An 18,102-nucleotide genomic window follows, 5' to 3' on the forward strand; every position below is an offset into this window, starting at 1 on the left:
AAGGCATCACCCAGTCTAGCGGGGAACCATCTCTGCCCCGCCAAGATCAGAAACACGGCCCGCTTCGTCTTGATAATGGGACAAGTGCGGGACGGGATAAGTCGCCTACAGAAAATATTGCAAAAACATTATTTTATGAGAAAACTTGGTGGAGCCGAGGGGAATCGAACCCCTGACCTCATCATTGCGAACGATGCGCTCTACCAACTGAGCTACGGCCCCATCGGCGTGCTATCTCGCGCACCTGTTCTGTCTTGTCAAGGGGCCCAGCGGCCCCCATCCACAGCTTTCTGCATGCCATTTATCGCACCCCAATAACCCCGCCGAAACATCGGCGGGGCAAGGCGCGGCTTACTCGGCCGCCTCGGCATAGTCCTCCAGCGGCGGGCAGGTGCAGATCAGGTTGCGGTCCCCATAGGCGTTGTCCACACGCCCGACCGGAGGCCAGTATTTGTCCACCCGGAAGGCACCCGGCGGAAAGCACCCCTGCTCGCGCGAATAGCCGCGGTCCCAATCGGCAACCAGATCCTCGACCGTATGCGGCGCATGGCGCAGCGGGCTGGCCTCGGCGCCGATCCTGCCTTCGGCAATCTCGGTGATCTCGTCCCGGATGGCGAGGAAGGCGATGATCAGGCGATCTATTTCCGCCTTTGTCTCTGATTCGGTCGGCTCGACCATCAGGGTGCCGGCCACGGGCCAGCTCATGGTCGGTGCGTGGAAGCCGTTGTCGATCAACCGTTTGGCAATATCGTCCACAGTCACGCCATGCTCCTGGAAGGGCCGGGTATCCAGGATGCATTCATGTGCGACGCGCCCGCGATTGCCCATGAACAGGACCGGATAGGCCCCGGCCAGACGGCTTGCGATATAGTTCGCGTTCAGGATCGCAACACGGGTCGCTTGCGTCAGCCCCGCACCGCCCATCATCAGGATATAGGCCCAGGAGATCAGCAGGATCGAGGCCGAGCCCCAAGGTGCCGCGGAAACCGCGCCGGCCCCTTCGCGTGGATCGGCAGGCAGGAAGGGCGCCAGATGCGCCTTGACCCCGATCGGTCCCATGCCGGGACCGCCGCCGCCATGCGGGATGGCGAAGGTTTTGTGCAGGTTCAGGTGGCTGACGTCGCCGCCGATCTCACCCGGCTGCACCAGCCCGACCAGCGCGTTCATGTTGGCGCCGTCGATATAGACCTGCCCGCCATGTTCGTGGGTAATGCGGCAGACATCGCGAACCGTGTCCTCGAACACGCCATGGGTCGAGGGATAGGTGATCATCACCGCAGCCAGCTTGTCGCCGGCCTTGGCCGCCTTATCGGCAAAGTCCTCAAGGTCGATATCGCCGTTCGGCGCCGATTTCACCACCACGACCTTCATGCCTGCCATCTGCGCGCTGGCCGGGTTGGTGCCGTGGGCGCTGACGGGGATCAGGCAGATGTCGCGATCCTCGCCCCGCGACTTGTGATAGGCGGCGATGGTCAAAAGCCCGGCATATTCCCCCTGCGCGCCGCTGTTGGGCTGCAACGAGAACGCATCATAGCCGGTGATCGCGCAAAGCTTGTCGGTCAGGTCGGCGAAAACCTCGTGGTAGCCGGCGGCTTGATCCTCGGGCGCAAAGGGATGCAGCGCACCGAATTCCGGCCAAGTGATCGGCATCATCTCGGCCGCCGCGTTCAGCTTCATCGTGCAAGAGCCCAGCGGGATCATGGCCCGGTCCAGCGCCAGATCGCGATCCGACAAGCGGCGCATATAGCGCATCATCTCGGATTCCGCCCGGTTCATATGAAAGACCGGATGGGTCAGATAGTCGCTTTCGCGGATCAGCGCCTCGGGGATTGCCGGGGCAACAGCGGGTTCGGCTGTGTCAGAGATGCCGAATGCGTCCAGCACCCGCGTAATCACATCCGCATCCGTGGTCTCGTCGACCGAGATGCCGACCCGGTCGCGCCCGACCTTGCGCAGATTGACGCCGCGGTGCCGGGCAGCGGCCATAATACCAGCTTGACCTACGCCGACGCGCACGGTGATCGTGTCGAAGAATGCGGCGGTTTCCACCTCGGCCCCGGCGGCGCGCAGGGCGTCTGCCAGCGTGGCCGCGTTCAGATGCACCCGCTGGGCAATCGCGCGCAACCCCACGGGCCCATGGAACACCGCATAAAAGCTCGCCATCACCGCCAGCAGCGCCTGCGCGGTGCAGACGTTCGAGGTCGCCTTCTCACGCCGGATATGTTGCTCTCGGGTTTGCAACGACAGGCGGTAGGCCCGGTTACCCTTGGCATCGATGGAAACGCCGACGATCCGCCCCGGCATGGCGCGTTTCATCTCATCACGGCAGGCCATGAAGCCGGCATGCGGGCCGCCATAGCCCATCGGCACACCAAACCGCTGCGCCGAGCCGATGGCGATATCGGCGCCCATCGCCCCCGGCTCTTTCAGCACGCAAAGCGCCAGCAGGTCGGTTGCCATGATCGCCACCGCGCCCTGCGCATGCAGCGCCGCGATTTCGTTCGAATAGTCGCGGATCTCGCCGAAAGTGCCGGGATACTGGAAGATCGCCCCGAACACCTGCGTGGGATCGCATTCCTTGCCGCGAATGATCTCGATCCCCAGGGGCTCGGCGCGGGTCTCGATCACCGCGACGGTCTGCGGATGCATGTTGTCGCTGACGAAGAACGCTTTGGTCTTGGACTTGGCCACGCGCTGCGCCATGGCCATGGCCTCGGCCGCCGCCGTCGCCTCGTCCAGCAGACTGGCATTGGCCACCGGCAACCCGGTCAGATCGGCAACCATGGTCTGGAAGTTCAGCAAGGCCTCAAGCCGCCCCTGGGCGATCTCGGGCTGATAGGGGGTATAGGCGGTATACCAGGCGGGGTTTTCCAGAATGTTGCGCTGGATCGCAGGGGGCGTCACGGTGCCGTAATAGCCCTGCCCGATCAAGCTGGTCATGACGCGGTTCTTCGCGGCGACCTCGCGCATGCGCTGCAACAACGCGGCTTCGGAAAGGGCCGGCCAGTCCAGAGGTTGCGACTGCCGAATGCTCGCCGGCACGGTCTGGCCGATCAGATCATCCAGCGTCCCCGCCCCCACAACCTTCAGCATCGCCTCCATCTCTGCCGGAGAAGGCCCGATGTGACGGCGATTGGCAAAATCGTCGGGATTATAGTCGGTCGCGGTCCATTTACCCATCACTGGCCTCGATGCATCATGATTTCTGTCTCGGACGCGCAAGGCAAAACCGCCGCGCACCGCGTTCTTCTCCGGCCGGCCACAGTCGAAAGGCCCGGATCAGCCCCTCGCGCAACCGCTCCGCTTCCCCTTCCGGACTTCTTCGTTGTCCAAATACCCTCGGGGGGTCCGGGGGGCGAAGCACCCCCGGCGTCCGCCGGGCCAAAGGCCCGGCAGTATCAACCAATCAGCGCGTTATAGGCCGCCTCGTCCATGAAACCGGACAAATCGACCGAGGACGCCTTGATGCGAAAGAACCATGCCGCCATCGGATCCTCGTTCACCGCGCCAGGGCTGTCGGGCAGCGCCTCGTTGACCGCGGTGATCACCCCGGCGATCGGTGCGGTGATGTCCGAGGCAGCCTTGACCGATTCGATCACCACGATCTCCTCGCCCTGCTCGACTTCGCGGCCCACCTCGGGCAGCTCGATGAATACGACATCGCCCAATTGCTCGCTGGCATGGGCGGTAATGCCGACGACGATCTCGTCGCCGTCCTGTTTCAGCCATTCGTGGTCTTCGGTGTATCTCAGCATGCCTGGCCTCTCAGCGCCTGTAGCTTGGTTGATGGAAAGGAAGCGGGGTAATCGTCACGGGCAGGCGCTTGCCGCGCAATTCGGCCCAGACCGTCGCACCGGGGGTCAGCCCCGCCGGCAGGATCGCCATGGCGACCGGCCCGCCGACCGAGGGGCCGAACCCGCCCGAGCAGACGGTGCCCAAAGCCGCGCCACCCTCGGGTGCGTCGAAAATCGCCACGCCCTCGCGGATCGGTGCACGACCCTCGGGGCGCAGACCCAAGCGGCTGCGAGCGGAGCCTTCGGCCAGTTCCGGCAAAATGACTTCCGCGCCGGGAAAACCGCCTGCCCGCACGCCGCCCATGCGGCGCGCTTTCGGGATGGACCAGCCCAACCCGGCCTCGCCCGGATGCGTCGAGGCATCCATGTCATGACCGTAAAGCGGCATGCCAGCCTCCAGCCGCAGGCTGTCGCGGGCGCCCAGCCCGATGGGCGCGACCTCCGGCTGGACCAGCAGCGCCTCGGCAAAGGCCACCACCTGCGCCTCGGGGATCGAGATCTCGAACCCATCCTCGCCGGTATAGCCCGAGCGGCTGACCCACAGCGTTGCGCCTTGCCAGTCGAACTCGGCCACGTCCATGAATTTCATTGCCGGGGCACCGGGGACCAGCCGCGCCAGCACGGCTTCGGCCTCGGGGCCTTGCAGGGCCAGCAGGCCGCGATCCGTCACCGGTTCGACCGAAATGCCTGCGCGTTCCAACTGGCGCAGATGCGCGATGTCCTGCTCGGCACAGGCGGCGTTCACCACCAGAAACAGATGGTCACCCTTGTTGGCGATCATCAGGTCGTCAAGGATGCCGCCCTCGGCATTGGTGAACAGCCCGTAACGCTGGCGTCCCTGGGCCAGCCCAAGGATATCGGCGGACACAAGCGTCTCCAGCGCCTCGGCCACGTCCGGCCCGCGCAGGATGACCTGCCCCATGTGGCTGACATCGAACAGCCCGGCGTGGGCGCGGGTATGCAGATGCTCGTTCAGCACGCCCATCGGATATTGCACCGGCATGTCCCAGCCGGCAAAGGGCACCATCTTCGCGCCGCGCGCGACGTGCAGGTCATAAAGCTTCGTGCGCCGAAACTCGGCCATAGGCATCCCCCTTGTCTGCGGACGGACCAATCCGGCCGCTGCGATGCCCCCCTCTGTCCCTGCCCCGAAACGGGGCGCCTGAGATCGTTATCCCTTCGGCGGGCAGCGGGTGCCGCCTCTCTCCAGAGCGTTCAGCGGAAAACGGTCCCTTTGCCTGAGAGATTCCCGGGGCGGTTGCTCCTTCGGCCCTGGCGCGAGGCCAGTTTCTCCCGATTTCCGCCTTTCGTCGTAGCCGGGCGGCAACATTCTGGCAAGACCCTTCTGCCGCCCGCGCATTCTCAGATCGAGACGTTCAGCGCCCCGCCGTCCAGCAACAGGTTCTGGCCGATGATAAAGCGCGCCTGCTGGCTGCAAAGGAACGCACAGGCGGCGCCGAAATCCTCGGGCCGGCCATAGCTGCGGGTCGGGATGGTCGCCTCGCGCCGGCGGCGGGCTTCGTCGAGATCGATGCCCTCGGCCTTGGCCACCCCCGAATCAAGGCTGTCGGCGCGGGCAGTGGCATGGATGCCGGGCAGCAGGTTGTTCACCACCACCCCTTGCGGCGCCACCTGCCGCGACATGCCGGCGACAAAGCCGGTCAGCCCGGCCCGCGCCGTGTTCGAAAGTCCCAGCACCGCGATGGGCGAGCGCACCGATTGCGAGGTGATGTTCACGACCCTGCCCCAGCCGCACTGCGTCATGCCCGGCACCAGCGCCTGCATCAGCGCGATGGCGGTCAGCATGTTGGCGTCGATGGCCTTGATGAAATCGTCGCGCGACCAGTCGGTCCATGTTCCGGGCGGCGGGCCACCAGCATTGTTGACCAGAATATCCGCCTGCCCCCCCAAGGCCTCCAGCACGGCGGCGCGACCGTCTTCGGTGGTGATGTCGGCAGCAACCGGCGTGACCAAGACACCGTGTTTCGCCGCGATCTCTTCGGCGGTGGCCTTCAGCGTCTCGGCGCCGCGGGCATTGATGACCAGATCGACCCCGGCCTCGGCCAGCGCTTCGGCGCAGGCCCGGCCCAGACCTTTCGATGCGGCGCAGACAAGACCCTTCTTGCCCCTGATGCCCAGATCCATAGCTTCCTCCTGTTCAGCATTGCCGCCAAGGAAGCGCGCCCCACCCGGTTTGTCCAGTTCAGAAGCAGAGGATTTCGGCCTCGGCCTCGGCGCGGCGGAAATTGGCGACCATGTCGTTGACGGCGATACCCTGCCGAAAGATGCCCGCGCGTTCACCCGGTGTCTGGCGCATGGCCAGCACCGTCTCGGCGCGCACATAATCGTCATAGGACAGGATCTCGGCGATCTGGTCGATGGCGCAACTGCATCGGTCCAGCATCTCGCGGGTCTGGCCGTTCGTCGCCATGCAGACGAACACGTAATCGGCCCGCGCGCTGGTCGGATAGTCATTCACCGCCTGCGCCCCGGCCATACCGGCCGTAAGCAACAGAGCTGCCGTCAAGATTGCCCGGATCATTTCAACACCATTTCGCTGTGATAAGCCGGCCGCCCGTCTGACAGCGGGCCGGTTTCGGCCAGCATCCGTCGGATCGGCCGTTTGGGATCGCCCAAGGTAAAGCGCAGTTCCAGCGTGTCAAAGCCGGCCATGCGCTTGCTGTTCTCGTCGTCCTTGAAGGGCGCGAAGACCGCGATGCTCTCTTCGCCCTCGCGCTGGACCTCGCCGCCACGAAACAGCGCCTCCTTGAGCCGGTTGCGGATATAGAACGGGCTGCCCCCGGTCAGCGCCGCCATGTTCAGCGCCGTAGTCTCCAGAAAAAAGGTCAATGCCGGATCGCCGCCAGAAACCGGAAAAGGGCCGACCTTGCGATCGATGCGCTCGGTCTTTTCGGTCAGTTCCAGCATCGTCTTGCCGTCCTTGGGATCGGTAATCTCGGCCAGCGAGATCGAGCCCTTGCCAAGCGGCGCAAACCCCGGAACCGCAGGGCCGGTCTGTTCGATGGTCCAGACCAACGGCCCCTGCGACAGATCCCACGGGCCGCGTTCGGCAAAGACCAGATCCCCCGCCTCTCCCGCATATAGCGGCGAGGCAAGCAGTCCGATCAACGCGAGGCTGCGCAAGAGTTTCATTCTTGTCGTTCCTTCCCTGTTTGCGACCCTGCCTCTGCGGCAAGCGGGACGAAAGCCCGCCGCCCATTGTTTCGTGCTTTGGTCTTAGGCCAGCATATGTTGCAACATGGCTTGCAGATCCTCGGGGTGAATGGGCTTTTCCAGCACCGGAACCCCCATCGCCTGACAGGCGCCGCCCAGTTCCGGCGCGCGCCGGGCCGAAACCACGATGGCCGGCACGGGCTGACCCGCCGCCTCGCGCAGTGCCGCGATGGCCTGCAGGCCGGTATCGCCATTGTCGAGGTTGTAATCGGCGATTACCACGTCGGGCGGCTCATCGCCCATCTGCGCCAAGGCCTCAGCGATGCCACCCGAGACGCGGGCCACCATGCCCAGCCCGTCCTGCAACACCAGTTGCAAAGCGCGGCGCATGGCATCGTCGTTTTCGACCACCAGCACCACCCTGCCGCGCAGATGCGGGCAATGGCCGGCCCATTCGGGACAGGGGGGTTTGTCGCCGGGCACCACCAGCGGCAGGCTGACGCGGAACACCGTGCCGCGCCCCGGCTCGCTGTCCATGGCGATGGGGTGGCCCAGCTTGGCGCAGGCGCGGCGCACGATGGAAAGCCCCAGCCCCATGCCGGGGGCGCCGCCCTCGCGCCCGATGCGCTGGAATTCGTCGAAAATGCGAGCGCGGTCGGGCGCAGCGATGCCGATGCCGGTGTCATAGATCTCCAGCCATACCCGCTCGCCGCGCTTGCGCACGCCGATCAGCACGCCGCCGCGATCGGTGTATTTGATCGCATTGGAAACGAGGTTCTGCGCGATCCGGCGCAAAAATGTCGGATCGCTTTCCACCACCGCCGAGGTCGGCGCAAACTCCAGCCGCAGCCCCTTGGCCTCGGCCATGGGGGCATATTCGACGGCAAGGCGGCGGAACATGTCGCCCAGATCGACGTGCTTGCGCTGAAACTCGATACGCTGGCTGTCCAGACGCGAGATATCCAGCACGGCATGCATCAGCTCTTCGACCGACTCGAATGCGCCCGACAGGCGGCCGGTCAGTTCCTGCTGCAACCCGTCCATTTCGGTGTCCTTCAGCGCCGACAGGAACAGCTTGGCGGCGGAAAGCGGCTGCAACAGATCATGGCTTGCCGCGCGCAGAAACCGGGTCTTGGAGCGGTTGGCCTCTTCCGCTGATGCGCGGGCGACGGCCAGTTCCCGGTTGCGTTCGGACAGGTCGGCCAGCGCCTGTTCCAGTTCGCGGGTGCGGGCCTTTACCTCTTGTTCCAGCGCGACGGCGGCCTGGAACATGGACCAGGCCGAGCCGCGGCTTTCCTCAAGCCGGTCGATGCGCTCGACCAGCACATCGGTGATGCGCGTCAGCTTTTCAACCCGCCGTGCGAGGGGATCGTCGTCACGAAGAAACATGGCTCAGCCCGGCTCTGGCGGCATCAGGGCCATGCCGACAAAGGTCTGGTTCACATGCATGCCGCTGTGCTGTTCGCCATAGGTGTTGAAGCCGGCGACGCGATAGCGGGTCAACAGTTCCGACATCTGCCTGTCCATGCCCGCCCGCTCCAGCGCCAGCCGCCGCAACACGCAGTCAAAACCCAGCACCATCAGCGGCGGGCGCGGCAACGCGTCCAGCACATCGGCAAAGCCGCGCGTCATGTCCATGGCGCGGCCCAGCGTCAGGATGTTACCGGCCTCGATCCCCGACAAAAGCTGCAGGCCGCCCTGCGGCGTGATGGCGCGTATGGCACGCACATGATGTCGCCGTCCGGTGCGCAGCAGCAAGGGGTGGCGGGCAAATTCCGTCGGCGTCAGCGCCTCGACGGCAAGCCCGGCCAGCCGGGCGTATTCCTGCGCCGCCGGTTCGCCGTTCAGTTCCAGGATCAGGCGGTTATGGCGGTCGGCCGCCGTCACCACCGCGCGCCTGTCGGTCGGGCTGAAATGCGAAAACGACACCTCGGCCGCGGCCAGATCGGTTTCGATCAGCAAAAACAGCGCCGCGCCGGAGTGCGCCTGCCCATCGACCATCTGGCAGGTCGGCCCAAAGCGCATGCCCTCGGCGCTGGAACCGCCGACGACCGGCAAGCCCGGGATCGCCGCATCGAGGGTCGCGGTCAGCACGTCCTCTTGCCGGGCCAGCGCATCGGCCAGCAGCACGCCAAAGCTGGAGCGGCGCAGATCGTGGCGGAAATCCGACTGAAAGCGGCGCAGCGTGGACATCCATTCCGACACCGGCACCAGCGCCTGATCGCGCAGCACGCAGATCCCCACCCGGAAGCTGGCCGAAGGAAAGCCAAGCGCCGTCACCGTCTGGGCACAATAGCCGCGCGGACCGATTTCGCCCACCGACGAACAGCCCACGATACGGCAGCCCTGCCCCAGCGCATCGCGCAGTGCCGCGCCAAGCGCGGGCAACCCCTCGGACGGCATACCGAACAGCAGGACCAGCGCGGGATCAAGGGGCGCCATGGCGCTGGCAATGCGCCGGACAGTATCCGCGCCATCAGCCGGCACGGAAAGCGCGACGGGCGCGGGCGGCATGGCGACCGGCTGCGCCCCGGCCTGTGTCCCGGTCCGCGCGGCGGGCCAGGGTTTGGGCGGGGCGCCGCTCATGTGGGTTCGAACAGCCTGACGCTATTGGCCAGCAGAACCGCCTGTGTCCGGCGGCGGGCGTTGATCTTGGACATGATCGCGGTGATGTGGGTTTTCACCGTCGCCTCGGCGATGGACAGCTCATAGCTGATCTCCTTGTTCGCCTTGCCCTGGCAGATCAGCCGCAGGATCTTCATCTGCTGCGGCGTCAGGGTGGAAAAGCGGCGGGCCAGTTCGATGCGGGCCGCGTCCTCTTCGCCGGCGTGCTCGGGCTGGTAGCTGTCGGGGGTCACCCGCTCGCCCTCCCACATGCGGCGCAGGCTGTCCACCAGCGCCTCGCGACCCAGCGACTTGCTGATATAGCCCTGCGCCCCGGCCGCCATCGCGGTCGAGATCATGGCGTTTTCCAGATCGGCCGAGATCATGGTGATCGGCACGTCCGGTATCTGCCGGCGCAGCGTCACCAACCCCTCGGCGCCCCTTGCATCGGGCAGGTTCAGGTCCAGGATCACCGCATCGGGCGCGCCCTGGCTGCGGATCTGTTCTTGCGCAGCGGCAAGGCTGCGCGCCGTTCGTACATTTCTGAGCCCGAAGCTGATCTTCAGCGTCAGGGCCAGCGCGTCGCACATCAGCGGATGGTCGTCCACGATCAGGATTTCACGGACGCGATCGGCGGAAAGCCTTGGCGATGCGGCGCGGTCTTGCGACCGCGTTTCGGCTGAGGCCATCGTTCTCCTCCCAAAGAAACGACAGGGCCGGGCTTGTCGTGCCGGCCGTTATTCTGTCCATCTTAAGACCGCCGCCCGCCGGCGCAAGCCAATTGGACCGAGGGACCGATTTCAGGCTACGACTTCGGTTGTATTGGTCAAATTATTGGCCCATGGCAGTTTGCCCGGGCCAGAAGGGGAAATTATCATGCCGTTCAGCCGCAGAATCACCTTGTTGGCCGGGACCGCCGCGCTGGTCGGGCTGGCTCTGCCCGCACGCGCCCAGTCCCCAGCCACGCCCCTCACGATTCGCGTCGGCACGCTGGAGAACGGCACCGTCAACTGGGAACTTCAAACGATCCACAACCGCGGATTCGACACCGACAACGGCTTCAAGCTGGTGTCGATGATCCTGGCGGGCAACCCCGCCACCCAGGTCGCCATGCAGGGGGGTGAGGTCGATACCATCGTCTCGGACTGGCTTTGGGTCGCGCAACAGCGGGCGCGCGGGACGGGCTTTCGCTTTCTGCCCTATTCGACGGCCGTGGGCGGCGTGATGGTACGCGGCGACAGCCCGGCCCAGACGCTGGCCGATCTGAGGGGCAAGAAGATCGGCATCGCCGGCGGGCCGGTCGATAAAAGCTGGCTGATCCTGCGCGCATGGTCGCGCGAAAAGCTGGGCGAGGATCTGGCCGATGTCGCCCAGCAGGTCTTTGGCGCACCACCGATGATCCTGAACGCGGCAGAGACCGGTGAGGTCGATGCGGCGATCAACTTCTGGCATTTTCAGGCCAAGATGAAGGCGCGCGGCATGCGCGAACTGATGACGGTGCAGACCGCAGCGGCCGATCTGGGGCTGGACCCCTCGACCCCGCTTGTGGGCTATGTGCTGCGCGACGACTGGATCGCGGCCAATCCGGCGCTGGCGGCAGGGCTGTCCCGTGCCTCGCGCGCGGCCAAGGACCTGCTGGCCAGCGACGATGCGGCGTGGGAGGAGCTGCGCCCCTTCATGGAGGCCGCCGATGAGGCCGAATTTCAGGCGCTGAAGGCCGGCTGGCGCGCCGGTATCCCCGCCCCCGGACCCGTGGATGCGGCCAATGCGCAACAGATGTTCGCCACCATGGCCGAACTGGGCGGCGAAGAGCTGACCGGCGGCCTCGCCACGCTGCCCGAGGGCCTGTTCTGGTGGCCGGAGTAACCCCGCATTGACGGAAACACCCAAGCCCCCCTCGTTACGTCCGGGCCTTGTGCCCGGCGTGCTGTCGATCCTCGCCATGTTGCTTGTCTGGACGCTGGCCTCGCAACTGACGGACCGGCCGCAGACCCTGCCCCCGCCGTGGGAGGTCGCGGCGCGTATCGCACGGCTTTGGTCCAGCGGAGAGCTGTGGTTCAACGCCGGCATGACCCTGTTCCGGGTGGTCGCAAGCTTTGCGCTGGCAATGGCCGTCGGCATGGCGCTGGGGTTGTGGATGGGTCGTTCGCGCGGCGCGGATCAATGGCTGAACCCCGGCCTCATCATCTTGCTGAACGTACCGGCGCTGGTGGTGATCGTGCTGTGCTATATCTGGATCGGCCTGAACGAGACCGCGGCAATTCTTGCCGTGGCGCTGAACAAGATCCCCGTGGTGACGGTGATGATCCGCGAAGGTACGCTGGCGCTGCGCCCCGATCTGGACGACATGGCCCGCGCCTTTCGCATGCCTCCCCTCAGCCGGCTGCGCCATGTCGTGCTGCCGCAGCTTGCACCGCATATCGCGGCCTCGGCGCGGGCCGGCATCTCGCTGATCTGGAAGATCGTGCTGGTCGTCGAATTTCTGGGCCGCTCGAACGGCGTGGGGTTCAAGATCCACCTGTTGTTTTCCAGCTTCGATGTGACGGGGGTGCTGGCATGGGCGCTGGCCTTTGTCGCCGTCATGCTGGCCATCGACCTGTTCCTGCTGCGGCCATTGGAACGGCGCGCCAACCGCTGGAGGCAGGATGCAGCTTGACCTGACCGGCAAATCCTTTGGCGCGCGCGAGGTGCTGGGGGCGCTGACGCTTTCCGTCACGCGCGGGGAACGACTGGCCATCCTTGGCCCGTCCGGCATCGGAAAATCGACGCTGCTGCGCATACTGGCCGGGCTGGACCGGGAATATCGCGGCCGGCTTGAGGGTGCCGACCGTCTTGCCGTGGTGTTTCAAGAGCCGGTATTGCTGCCATGGCGCGATGCGGTGGCGAATATCACCCTGCCGACCGGCTGCGACGCGGCCACCGCGCGGGACTGGCTGGGACAGGTGGGGCTTGCGGGGCACGAAGGCAAGTTTCCCCGCCAGCTTTCTCTGGGCCAACAGCGGCGACTGGCCTTGGCCCGCGCCTTTGCAGCGGGCCCCGATATCCTGCTGATGGATGAGCCCTTCGCCTCGCTGGACGCCGGGACCGGCGCGCGGATGGTGGCGCTGACCGCCGCACTGCTGACGCGCACCGGCGCGGGGCTTGTGCTGGTCACCCACGATCCCGCCGAAGCCGGGGCGCTGGATGCCCGAGCCCTGCAACTGACCGGCAACCCGGCCCGGCTTCAGAAGGACTGATCCCAGATCCTGCCGTCGGTATCCTCGGCATGGACCGTCACCGGCCCGTCGCCCGGTGCATGGGCAAAGCGAAACACCGGATCTTCCGAGATCGAGATGCCGGCCTCCATGGTGAACAACGGCGTTTCGCCCTGTTTCACCTCAAGCGTCTGGATGAACTCGGCGGGGATGGTCAGCAGCGTCAGCTGATCGCGTTGCAGGCCCGAGAAATTCGGGTGCCGGATCATCAGCGTGCCGATCCGGCGGCCGTCCTCGTCCGCCGTGCGATAGCGCATCTCGCCCATGGTGGCGCGCACCTCGTCCATGCTTTTGCCCGCAGGCGCGGCGCACCCGCCCGAAGCTTTCACGAACCGCCCCGCCATCACCTTGCGCCCATCCGCCAGCGTGGCGATGGCGCGCAGGTCGGAATAGGTATCGACCCGGACCCGGACCTCGAAATCCAGGGGCATCAGCGCCTCGCCAAAGGTGAATTCGGCCGCCACCGGCGCGGGGTTACCGTCGACCACCAAAGCCAGCGAACGGATCGCAGGCGCGCCGGCCGGTTGGGTGATGCGCACCGGTACCAGCGCCGGATTGTCGGCGCGCGGCGGCGCATCCAGATCGAAGATCGCCGGATCGACCGGCGGTTCCTCGTCAACGCCGATCACCGCAAGCCGCATGTCCTCCCACAGAGCCGAGGGCTGCATGGGGTTCGCCACCTCGGCTGCCATGGCACCGAGCCCAAGGACCGGCACAGCCAGCAGGGCAAGCACCAGCGCACGTTTCATCCCCGCTTCTCCCTTGTCATGCGGCGATAGACCAGTGCGGTCGAATCGCTGGCGGCCTCGGCCTCGGCGGTGGCGCGCAGCCGGGCATGCAGATCCGAGAGCGAGCAGACCGGATCGGTCGCCCGCGCATCGCCGGCAAACGCCATGGCCTGACAGCGGCAGCCGCCAAAGTCGATCTCGCGCCGGTCGCAAGAGGCGCAGGGCTCGGGCATCCATGCGGTGCCGCGAAAGGCGTTGAAGGCCGGGCCGTCATGCCAGATCCGGGCCAAGGGCACATCGCGCACATTTTCGAACTCAAGCCCCTTGATGGTCTGGGCAGCATGGCAGGGCAGCACCATGCCATCGGGCGCGACGTTCAGCCCGGTCGAGCCCCAGCCGCCCATGCAGCTTTTCGGATAGGCGGCCAGATGGTCGGCGGGCACATAGTCGATGACCATGCGTCCGTGCAAACGCCGGCGCGCCTCGTCCACGACCTGGCGGGCGCGGGTCGCCTGATCCTGGGTGGGCATCAACGGACGGCGGTTCAGATCGGCCCAGCCGTGGAACTGAACGGTTGCGACCTCGATCCGGCGGCATTCCAGCCGCTCGGCCAGATCGATCATCTCGGGCAGGCGGTCGAGGTTCTGGCGGTGAACCACGGCGTTCAGCGTCATCGGAAAGCCGATGGCCCGCACCCATTCCGCGACCTGCATCTTGCGCGCGAAACTGCCGCCATAGCCGCTGATCCAGTCAGCCATCTCGGCGTCGATGCCTTGCAGGGAAAGCTGGATGTGATCGACCACGCCGTCCAGTTCGCGCAGCCGCGCCTCGGTCAGCCCGATCCCCGAGGTGATGAGGTTGACGTATAGCCCGGCATCGCGGGCCGAGGCGGCGATTTCGGTCAGATCCCGCCGCGAAGCCGGCTCGCCCCCCGACAGATGCACCTGAAGCACGCCCATATCCGCGGCCTGCCGGAACACATCGGCCCATTCCGCCGTCTTCAACTCGGCGCTGATGCTGGTCAGCTCCACCGGGTTCGAGCAATAGGGGCAGGCCAGCGGACAGCGATGCGTCAGTTCCGCCAGCATCGCCATGGGCAGGCCGACCCGGACCGGATTGCCGTCGATGTCGCGGGGGGTGGGATCGTCTCTCATGATGCCCCCTCGGGGTTATCGTTCAGAAACACCATGCGCCGGTCCATCAGACCGCGCAGGAATTCCTGCACGTCGCCCTCGATCTGCTCGGCCGGCGCGTCGTAGCGGGTGCAAAGCGTCAGCACCACGTCCGACAGGCTGCGCTTGCCGTCGAGTTCGGACAGGATCGCGTGGCCCACCGGATCAAGCTGGATCACCCGTTCCGGCGCCAGCAGCACGCGAATGCCGCGCACGCGGTCGTCATGCAGCCGCACCCCCCGCGGCAGATAGGGCACCGCAGCGCCGCTGATGCGATCCGCGGTCATGAAACCGCCGCCCTCTCGGGTCCGGCAGGCTCGGGGATGGCCGCGGCCAGCAGCCCCTCGGTCGGGCGCCAGGCGCCGTGCGGAATATTGCCCTGCACATAGCCGTGCCAAAGCGCATCAAGTTGCGCCCAAAGCACATCGGTCTTGAAGATCAGCGCCGCCGCTGCCGCATCCTGTTTTTCCAGCGTGTCGGCATGGTCCAGCACATAGTTCAGGCCGAACTCCACGTCCTTGGGGGCCTCGGCCAGCCGCTTGCGGAAATAGGCAAGGCTGGTGTCGTCGGCGAAATCATAGTGCTTCAGCAGACCTTCGATACGCTCGGCATGGATCTTGGGCGCAAACATCTCGGTCAGGCTGGCGGCCACGGCATCCAGCAGCGGCATGTCGCGCACGAAACGCACATAGGCATCGACGGCAAAGCGGGTGGCCGGCATCACGCCCGCACCGCTGGCGACGTAATCGGGATCAAGGCCCACGGCGCGCGCCAAGGCCAGCCAGCGCCGGATGCCGCCGCCCTCATCGACGCCGCCGTCGTGATCCTCGATGCGCGACCGCCAGATGCGGCGCAGTTGCGGATCATCGACGCGGGACAGGAAGGCCGCATCCTTCATCGGAATGCGCGACTGGTATTGCCAGCGGTTGATGACCCAGGCGCGCACCTCGTCGGGGGTGCATTCGCCACCGTGCAGGCGTTTATGAAACGGGTGACGGTCATGGTAACGCTCGGCGCCGATGCGCCGCAGACGTTCGTGGAACTCGGCGCGTGTCTGGGCACGATGGTCGGCAAGTTTCATGGCGCGATCTCCATACCGTCATGGCCGACCTGCCAGCCCGCCGCCGCTGCCTGCGCACGTTCGGGGCTTGCCGGATCGACCAGCGGGTTCGAATTGTTCAGATGCACGTAAATGCGGGCGCCCAAGGTCACGTCGCGCAATGCCTCGAGACTGCCGTCCGGGCCGGATACCGGCACATGACCCATCCGGCGTCCCGACTTGATCCCCAGACCGGCGCGGATCATCTCGTCATCGGTCCAAAGCGTGCCGTCGAACAGCAGCGCATCCGCCCCCGCGACGCGTTCGCGCAGCCAATCAGGCACAAGGGCGCAGCCGGGGATGTAAAAGACACGCCGGCCGGCGGCCTCCAATTCGACCCCCACGGTCTGCTCGCCCATCAGATCGGTCTCCACCCGCTCGCCCTCCATATAGAGCGGCACCTTGCCGGGCACGGCGAAAAGACGTGCCGCAAGGCCGGGTGCAAGCTCGACGCTTTGCTCCAGCGCAACCTCGCGCCGGACAACGATTCCGGGGTCCAGAGCGGACAGCATCGGGTTGGCGGACAACACGGCGTGAATGGCGGGCGTCGCATACAGATCGAACCCCTGCCCCTCACGCAGGGTCAGCAGCCCCGCCACATGGTCGATGTCGCCGTTCGTGACCAGCACCGAGCGGATCGGAGAGCCACGCAGCCCCCCCGGCCGCAATGCCGGGGTCACAGCCAGTTGCTGGCGCAGATCGGGCGAGGCATTGATCAGCGCCCAATCCCGACCGTTTGCCGAAACGGCAATCCCGCTTTGGCTCATGGCGGGAATGCGCCCTGCACGCGCAGCCTCGCAGTTGGGGCAGCCGCAGTTCCACTGGGGCACACCGCCGCCAGCGCCGCTGCCTAGAATTACGATACGCATGGGAAAGGCTCCGGCAGGCCCGGCCCCCGTCATTCGGGGACCGGGTCAGGGAATATCGCCGGCGATTAGAACAGGACCGGCTCGTCCTCGGCCGGGGCATACATGTTGATCTCCATGCCGCAGGCGATTTCCTTGGGTGCAGGTTTGGTCCAGGCCATATATCCTCCTCCTCGAGTCCACCGCGTGAATGCGGCTGTAACGATGCTAAGCCGCTTACGCAGCCAGTCAACACGCCAAAAGTCGTAGATGGCCAGGTCGCGGGCTTGTGTTAGCGTTGCGACGCGAAAGGAAAGCGGATGTTCCATCTGGTCCTTGCCGCCTGTCTGGCGGCCCAGCCCGCCACGTGCCAATCGCGCCTGCTGCCCGCGGGCGACGCGCCCACGCGCGAGGATTGCGAACTTCGCGCCGCACCCATCGCCCGGGACTGGCTGGCCCGGCATCCCGACCTGACCGGAAACGGGCCGCGCTGCGTCGAAACCGCCGAACTGCCCGCCCTGACCGTGCAAGAGGTGGCGCCGGGGATTCAAGTGCATCAGGGCGCGATGGCGCAGATTTCGCCGCAGAACCGGGGGCGGATCGCCAACCTGTCCTTTGTGCTGGGCGACAGCGTGGCCGTCATCGACGCAGGCGGCAGCCGGGCCGAAGCCGAGGCGCTTTACGCCGCGATCCGTCAGATCACCGACAAGCCGATCAGCCATCTGATCCTGACCCATATGCACCCCGACCACATCCTTGGCGCCGAGGTGTTTTCCGAGGCCGGCGCGACCATCGTGGCCGATGCCCGCCTGCCCGATGCGGTGGCGTTGCGGGCGGATAGCTGGATGGCCTCGATCCCCCGGCAGATCGGCGAGGCGGCTTTTGCCGGCACCAGGGCGGCCCGCGTGGACCAGACGGTCGACGCCCCGCAAGAGCTGTCGCTTGGCGACCGGAAACTGGTGCTGACCCCCGTGGCCCCGGCCCATACCGGCAGCGACATGACCGTACTGGACGACGATACCGGCACGCTGTTCACCGGCGATCTGGTGTTTCTGGGGCTGACGCCGTCGCTGGATGGTTCGCTGTCGGGCTGGCTCGACTGGATGGCGCAGCCCCCCGACCCACTCCCGGCGCTGATCGTGCCCGGTCACGGCCCGGTCACGGAAAGCTGGGACGAGGCCATCGCCCCCCAAGACCGCTATCTGACCGCGCTGCGCGATGCCACGCGCGACGCGATCTCTGCCGGTCTGCCACTGTCGCGGGCGATTCCGGCCATCGTCGCCGCGATGAAGCCGGTGTCGGAGGGATGGGCCGATTTTCACGACACCACCGCGCGCAACGCCTCGGCAGCCTATGCGGAACTGGAGTGGGAATAGATTGCCTCGCCCGCGCACCGATGCCACAAGAGTTCCAGGCGCAGAAGGAGCAAGGT

General features: G+C 66.2%; 19 protein-coding genes, 1 tRNA gene and 1 riboswitch. Of the genes, 4 read left to right on the forward strand and 16 right to left on the reverse strand.

What is annotated here, in order from left to right; genetic code table 11:
* Positions 1-146 precede the first annotated feature (146 nt).
* From JWJ88_RS09145 to JWJ88_RS09190, 10 genes are all read right to left on the reverse strand, one after another.
* A tRNA-Ala gene (locus JWJ88_RS09145) sits at positions 147-222 on the reverse strand.
* A gap of 129 nt (positions 223-351) precedes the next feature.
* Positions 352-3,180 (reverse strand): aminomethyl-transferring glycine dehydrogenase, encoded by a 2,829-nt coding sequence (gene gcvP / locus JWJ88_RS09150; RefSeq protein ID WP_205293798.1) that lies wholly within the window; start codon positions 3,178-3,180, stop codon positions 352-354.
* A 218-nt stretch (positions 3,181-3,398) separates the two neighbouring features.
* Positions 3,399-3,755, reverse strand: coding sequence for a glycine cleavage system protein GcvH (gene gcvH / locus JWJ88_RS09155; protein ID WP_205293799.1), 357 nt, complete (start codon positions 3,753-3,755; stop codon positions 3,399-3,401).
* Positions 3,756-3,765: 10 nt separating this feature from the next.
* Entirely contained in the window at positions 3,766-4,878 is a 1,113-nt protein-coding gene (gene gcvT / locus JWJ88_RS09160) for a glycine cleavage system aminomethyltransferase GcvT (RefSeq protein ID WP_205293800.1), read from the reverse strand.
* A gap of 132 nt (positions 4,879-5,010) precedes the next feature.
* A riboswitch (glycine riboswitch) is annotated at positions 5,011-5,100 on the reverse strand.
* 56 nt (positions 5,101-5,156) lie between these two features.
* Positions 5,157-5,939 carry an SDR family oxidoreductase gene (locus JWJ88_RS09165; protein WP_205293801.1) on the reverse strand — a complete coding sequence of 261 codons (783 nt, stop codon included), beginning with the start codon at positions 5,937-5,939 and terminating at the stop codon, positions 5,157-5,159.
* A gap of 58 nt (positions 5,940-5,997) precedes the next feature.
* Entirely contained in the window at positions 5,998-6,336 is a 339-nt protein-coding gene (locus tag JWJ88_RS09170; protein ID WP_205293802.1) for a hypothetical protein, read from the reverse strand.
* Positions 6,333-6,947, reverse strand: a complete 615-nt coding sequence (locus JWJ88_RS09175) for a hypothetical protein (protein ID WP_205293803.1) — start codon at positions 6,945-6,947, stop codon at positions 6,333-6,335. Before JWJ88_RS09175 ends, JWJ88_RS09170 begins: the two co-directional genes overlap by 4 nt.
* Positions 6,948-7,031: 84 nt before the next feature.
* Positions 7,032-8,357, reverse strand: coding sequence for an ATP-binding response regulator (locus JWJ88_RS09180; RefSeq protein ID WP_205293804.1), 1,326 nt, complete (start codon positions 8,355-8,357; stop codon positions 7,032-7,034).
* Positions 8,358-8,360: 3 nt separating this feature from the next.
* Positions 8,361-9,554, reverse strand: a complete 1,194-nt coding sequence (locus tag JWJ88_RS09185) for an FIST N-terminal domain-containing protein (RefSeq protein ID WP_205293805.1) — start codon at positions 9,552-9,554, stop codon at positions 8,361-8,363.
* Entirely contained in the window at positions 9,551-10,261 is a 711-nt protein-coding gene (locus tag JWJ88_RS09190; RefSeq protein WP_205293806.1) for a response regulator, read from the reverse strand. The genes JWJ88_RS09185 and JWJ88_RS09190 overlap by 4 nt, the downstream gene beginning before the upstream one ends.
* A gap of 187 nt (positions 10,262-10,448) precedes the next feature.
* On the opposite strand from JWJ88_RS09190, the gene JWJ88_RS09195 reads away from it, so the two are divergent.
* Genes JWJ88_RS09195 through JWJ88_RS09205 form a run of 3 tightly spaced genes read left to right on the forward strand, consistent with a single transcriptional unit; the run spans position 10,449 to position 12,808 of the window.
* Positions 10,449-11,438: an ABC transporter substrate-binding protein gene (locus JWJ88_RS09195; RefSeq protein WP_205293807.1), complete on the forward strand. Its 990-nt coding sequence runs from the start codon at positions 10,449-10,451 to the stop codon at positions 11,436-11,438.
* Positions 11,439-11,445: 7 nt separating this feature from the next.
* Complete coding sequence (locus tag JWJ88_RS09200) at positions 11,446-12,228, forward strand: ABC transporter permease (RefSeq protein ID WP_205293808.1); 783 nt, start codon at positions 11,446-11,448, stop codon at positions 12,226-12,228.
* Positions 12,218-12,808 carry an ATP-binding cassette domain-containing protein gene (locus JWJ88_RS09205; RefSeq protein WP_205293809.1) on the forward strand — a complete coding sequence of 197 codons (591 nt, stop codon included), beginning with the start codon at positions 12,218-12,220 and terminating at the stop codon, positions 12,806-12,808. The genes JWJ88_RS09200 and JWJ88_RS09205 overlap by 11 nt, the downstream gene beginning before the upstream one ends.
* Here the strand turns inward: JWJ88_RS09205 and JWJ88_RS09210 are convergent.
* The 6 genes from JWJ88_RS09210 to pqqA form a co-directional block, all read right to left on the reverse strand.
* Positions 12,796-13,575 (reverse strand): quinoprotein dehydrogenase-associated SoxYZ-like carrier, encoded by a 780-nt coding sequence (locus tag JWJ88_RS09210; protein ID WP_205293810.1) that lies wholly within the window; start codon positions 13,573-13,575, stop codon positions 12,796-12,798. The genes JWJ88_RS09205 and JWJ88_RS09210 overlap by 13 nt on opposite strands.
* Entirely contained in the window at positions 13,572-14,708 is a 1,137-nt protein-coding gene (pqqE, locus tag JWJ88_RS09215) for a pyrroloquinoline quinone biosynthesis protein PqqE (protein ID WP_205293811.1), read from the reverse strand. The genes JWJ88_RS09210 and pqqE overlap by 4 nt, the downstream gene beginning before the upstream one ends.
* Positions 14,705-15,013: a pyrroloquinoline quinone biosynthesis peptide chaperone PqqD gene (gene pqqD / locus JWJ88_RS09220; protein ID WP_205293812.1), complete on the reverse strand. Its 309-nt coding sequence runs from the start codon at positions 15,011-15,013 to the stop codon at positions 14,705-14,707. The genes pqqE and pqqD overlap by 4 nt, the downstream gene beginning before the upstream one ends.
* Complete coding sequence (gene pqqC / locus JWJ88_RS09225; protein ID WP_205293813.1) at positions 15,010-15,807, reverse strand: pyrroloquinoline-quinone synthase PqqC; 798 nt, start codon at positions 15,805-15,807, stop codon at positions 15,010-15,012. The genes pqqD and pqqC overlap by 4 nt, the downstream gene beginning before the upstream one ends.
* Positions 15,804-16,694 carry a pyrroloquinoline quinone biosynthesis protein PqqB gene (pqqB, locus tag JWJ88_RS09230; RefSeq protein ID WP_205293814.1) on the reverse strand — a complete coding sequence of 297 codons (891 nt, stop codon included), beginning with the start codon at positions 16,692-16,694 and terminating at the stop codon, positions 15,804-15,806. The genes pqqC and pqqB overlap by 4 nt, the downstream gene beginning before the upstream one ends.
* A 65-nt stretch (positions 16,695-16,759) precedes the next feature.
* Complete coding sequence (gene pqqA, locus JWJ88_RS09235) at positions 16,760-16,852, reverse strand: pyrroloquinoline quinone precursor peptide PqqA (RefSeq protein ID WP_024843519.1); 93 nt, start codon at positions 16,850-16,852, stop codon at positions 16,760-16,762.
* Positions 16,853-16,990: 138 nt separating this feature from the next.
* On the opposite strand from pqqA, the gene JWJ88_RS09240 reads away from it, so the two are divergent.
* Positions 16,991-18,046: a quinoprotein relay system zinc metallohydrolase 2 gene (locus JWJ88_RS09240; protein WP_205293815.1), complete on the forward strand. Its 1,056-nt coding sequence runs from the start codon at positions 16,991-16,993 to the stop codon at positions 18,044-18,046.
* The last annotated feature ends 56 nt before the right edge of the window (positions 18,047-18,102 follow it).

This window comes from Paracoccus methylovorus (genome assembly GCF_016919705.1).
Taxonomy (GTDB): domain Bacteria; phylum Pseudomonadota; class Alphaproteobacteria; order Rhodobacterales; family Rhodobacteraceae; genus Paracoccus; species Paracoccus methylovorus.

What these genes read in the sequence shown, in the direction of transcription:
- gcvP (WP_205293798.1), bottom strand. Translation starts at nt 3,180, where the DNA reads ATGGGTAAATGGACCGCGACCGACTATAATCCCGACGATTTTGCCAAT.
- gcvH (WP_205293799.1), bottom strand. Translation starts at nt 3,755, where the DNA reads ATGCTGAGATACACCGAAGACCACGAATGGCTGAAACAGGACGGCGAC.
- gcvT (WP_205293800.1), bottom strand. Translation starts at nt 4,878, where the DNA reads ATGGCCGAGTTTCGGCGCACGAAGCTTTATGACCTGCACGTCGCGCGC.
- JWJ88_RS09165 (WP_205293801.1), bottom strand. Translation starts at nt 5,939, where the DNA reads ATGGATCTGGGCATCAGGGGCAAGAAGGGTCTTGTCTGCGCCGCATCG.
- JWJ88_RS09170 (WP_205293802.1), bottom strand. Translation starts at nt 6,336, where the DNA reads ATGATCCGGGCAATCTTGACGGCAGCTCTGTTGCTTACGGCCGGTATG.
- JWJ88_RS09175 (WP_205293803.1), bottom strand. Translation starts at nt 6,947, where the DNA reads ATGAAACTCTTGCGCAGCCTCGCGTTGATCGGACTGCTTGCCTCGCCG.
- JWJ88_RS09180 (WP_205293804.1), bottom strand. Translation starts at nt 8,357, where the DNA reads ATGTTTCTTCGTGACGACGATCCCCTCGCACGGCGGGTTGAAAAGCTG.
- JWJ88_RS09185 (WP_205293805.1), bottom strand. Translation starts at nt 9,554, where the DNA reads ATGAGCGGCGCCCCGCCCAAACCCTGGCCCGCCGCGCGGACCGGGACA.
- JWJ88_RS09190 (WP_205293806.1), bottom strand. Translation starts at nt 10,261, where the DNA reads ATGGCCTCAGCCGAAACGCGGTCGCAAGACCGCGCCGCATCGCCAAGG.
- JWJ88_RS09195 (WP_205293807.1), top strand. Translation starts at nt 10,449, where the DNA reads ATGCCGTTCAGCCGCAGAATCACCTTGTTGGCCGGGACCGCCGCGCTG.
- JWJ88_RS09205 (WP_205293809.1), top strand. Translation starts at nt 12,218, where the DNA reads ATGCAGCTTGACCTGACCGGCAAATCCTTTGGCGCGCGCGAGGTGCTG.
- JWJ88_RS09210 (WP_205293810.1), bottom strand. Translation starts at nt 13,575, where the DNA reads ATGAAACGTGCGCTGGTGCTTGCCCTGCTGGCTGTGCCGGTCCTTGGG.
- pqqE (WP_205293811.1), bottom strand. Translation starts at nt 14,708, where the DNA reads ATGAGAGACGATCCCACCCCCCGCGACATCGACGGCAATCCGGTCCGG.
- pqqD (WP_205293812.1), bottom strand. Translation starts at nt 15,013, where the DNA reads ATGACCGCGGATCGCATCAGCGGCGCTGCGGTGCCCTATCTGCCGCGG.
- pqqC (WP_205293813.1), bottom strand. Translation starts at nt 15,807, where the DNA reads ATGAAACTTGCCGACCATCGTGCCCAGACACGCGCCGAGTTCCACGAA.
- pqqB (WP_205293814.1), bottom strand. Translation starts at nt 16,694, where the DNA reads ATGCGTATCGTAATTCTAGGCAGCGGCGCTGGCGGCGGTGTGCCCCAG.
- pqqA (WP_024843519.1), bottom strand. Translation starts at nt 16,852, where the DNA reads ATGGCCTGGACCAAACCTGCACCCAAGGAAATCGCCTGCGGCATGGAG.
- JWJ88_RS09240 (WP_205293815.1), top strand. Translation starts at nt 16,991, where the DNA reads ATGTTCCATCTGGTCCTTGCCGCCTGTCTGGCGGCCCAGCCCGCCACG.